At 72.2% G+C, this 2431-nt stretch carries 2 protein-coding genes; one reads left to right on the forward strand and one right to left on the reverse strand.

The window, feature by feature from the left end; translation table 11 throughout:
• Nucleotides 1-45: 45 nt before the first annotated feature.
• On the reverse strand, nt 46-1170 hold the full coding sequence (locus ACWGIU_RS35580) for an aminoglycoside phosphotransferase family protein (protein ID WP_453712228.1): 1125 nt from the start codon (nt 1168-1170) through the stop codon (nt 46-48).
• Nucleotides 1171-1401: 231 nt separating this feature from the next.
• Here ACWGIU_RS35580 and ACWGIU_RS35585 point away from each other — a divergent pair.
• Nucleotides 1402-2431, forward strand: a 1030-nt coding sequence (locus ACWGIU_RS35585; RefSeq protein ID WP_453712229.1) for a hypothetical protein, incomplete at its 3' end; no start/stop codon positions are given.

Below are 2431 nucleotides of genomic sequence, written 5' to 3' on the forward strand. Positions count from 1 at the left end.
CCCCGTGGCGGTGGGGCCACGGGGCTTCGCGTCCCGGGGGGACGGTCAGCGCGTGGCGACCGCCGCGCGGACCGCTCGGCGCGCCATCCCCGCATCGTCGTGCAGGCGGCGGAGCAGCAGCCGCTGTTCCTCGCCGGAGGACAGGGCGCCCACCGGCAGCGACTGGGTCGGGGCGGTCGCCAGCATCGAGCGCTGCACCGCCGTCTCGGACATCCGGATCTCCCGGGTCAGTACCAGCATCAGATTCACCAGGAAGGCGTCCCGCGCGGCCGGACCGGCCGACTGGGCGAGCCGGCTGATCTGGGCGCGCGCGGCCGGGGCGTCGCCCAGTACCGTCCACAGCGTGGCCAGGTCGTAGCCCGGCAGGTACCAGCCCGCGTGCTCCCAGTCGAGCAGGACCGGACCGGCCGGCGACAGCAGCAGGTTCGACAGCAGGGCGTCACCGTGGTTGAACTGCAGCGCCGTGCCCGACAGCTTCACGCCGTGCAGCAGCTTCTGCAGGTCACCGAGGTCCCGGTCGGTCAGCAGGCCCAACTCGTAGTCGCGGGCGATCCGCCGCGCGTAGTTCATCGGGGTGCCGAACAACTCTGACGGCGGCCGCCACTGGTTGACCCGGCACACCGCGCCCAGGGCCGCCCGGAGGTCCACCCGCGGCGGCGGCTCCACCGGGTGCCGCTGCAGCGCCGCGACCCGGCCCGCCATCCGCTCCACCACCAGCGTGCAGTTCTCGGGGTCGGCGGCGATCAGCCGCGGCACCCGGACCGGCGGGCGGTGCCGGACGAAGGCCCGGTATGCCGCTATTTCGTGCTGGTAGCGCTCACGCCACTCGGGCGAGTGATCCAGTAAAACCTTCGCGACGGCGGTCATCCGGCCGGTGGTGCCCACCAGGAGGACCGAACGGCCGCTGCGCCGTAGTACCTGCACCGGGGCGAACTCCGGACAGATCCGCTGCACCGAGGCGAGCGCGGTGCGCAGCTGCGCTCCCTGCGGCCCCGAGAGGTCGATTCTTCCGCTGACGGGCAGTGATCCGGTACCCGGCATCCGCCGCGCCCGGACGGCGCCCTGTGCCGGAACCGGCGGGCGGCCGGGTTCGAGGTAGGGGCCGCCGCCAGCCGGGAGCGTGCGGTGCGACCGGACCGGTGCGGACACGGAGGAGGTTGCTGCGTACATGGTGATACGGATCCCTTCGTGCGCCGACGAGTTGCGTACGCCGCCCCGCCGGATCCCGTACTTCACCCTGGGGAGTTCCGCCGGTGAACCGGGTCGGGGAGGCGCATTCCTACCTGACACCCGGCGCAAGGTGGCGAACCATCGGGCGTGCCCTGGCGAAGCCTGGCGAATAGTCGCTGGGCATCTGACGGCGGGCTACTGTCAACTCAGCCGAGAACCTGGGGGCTTGACGTGAGCAAAGGTCCGAACACCCGCTTGAACGACCTGTTCGGCCTGGCCGGCTGGTCGAAGGGCGAGCTGGCGAGGATGGTGAACAGACAGGCGGCGGCCATGGGCCACCCCCAGCTGGCCACCGACACCTCGCGGGTGCGGCGCTGGATCGACATGGGGGAGGCCCCCCGCGAACCGGTGCCCACGGTACTGGCAGCACTGTTCACCGAGCGGCTCGGTCGTGTCGTGACCATCGAGGACCTCGGGTTCGTACGGCAGCGGCGCACCACCAGACGGCAGCCGGACGGGGCTCGTGAGAACCCCGACGGGATGCCATGGGCGCCCGAACGCACAGCCGCGGTCCTCACCGAATTCACGGGAATGGACCTCATGCTCAACCGTCGCGGACTGATGGGCGCGGGAGCGGTACTCACCGCCGGCTCCGCCCTCAGCAACGCCATGTACGACTGGCTGCACACCGACCCCGCCCTGGCGAAGGACGGCCGGAACTTCGGGGACTCCTTCCAGGCCGACCCAGCGGGCTACGACCGCTACGAGGCAGCGCCCATCGGCTCCCAGGAGATCCAGGCACTGGAGCGCTCCGTGGAGGTGTTCCGTGCCTGGGACGCCTCCAGGGGTGGCGGACTCCAGCGCAAGGCCGTCGTCGGCCAGCTCAACGAGGTGGGCGGCATGCTCGCCTACCACCACCCCGACCACCTCCAGCGGCGCCTGTGGGGGGTGGCGGCCAACCTGGCGGTCCTCGCCGGCTGGATGTCCCACGACGTGGGCCTCGAACCCACGGCGCAGAAGTACTTCGTCATCGCCGCGCACGCCGCCCGCGAGGGCGGCGACCGGCCGCGCGCGGGTGAGGCGCTGTCCCGCGCCGCCCGCCAGATGGTCCACCTGGGCAAGCCGAACGAGGCCCTGGACCTGATGAAGCTCGCCCAGTCCGGTTCGGGCGAGCAGACCCTCCCCCGTACGCGCGCCATGCTGCACACCATCGAGGCCTGGGCGCAGGCCGCCATGGGCAAGGGCCAGGCCATGCGCCGCA

The organism is Streptomyces sp. NPDC054840 (assembly GCF_053611065.1).

Excerpts from the sequence above, each read along its gene's own strand:
- ACWGIU_RS35580 (WP_453712228.1), bottom strand. The coding sequence starts at position 1,170 with ATGTACGCAGCAACCTCCTCCGTGTCCGCACCGGTCCGGTCGCACCGC.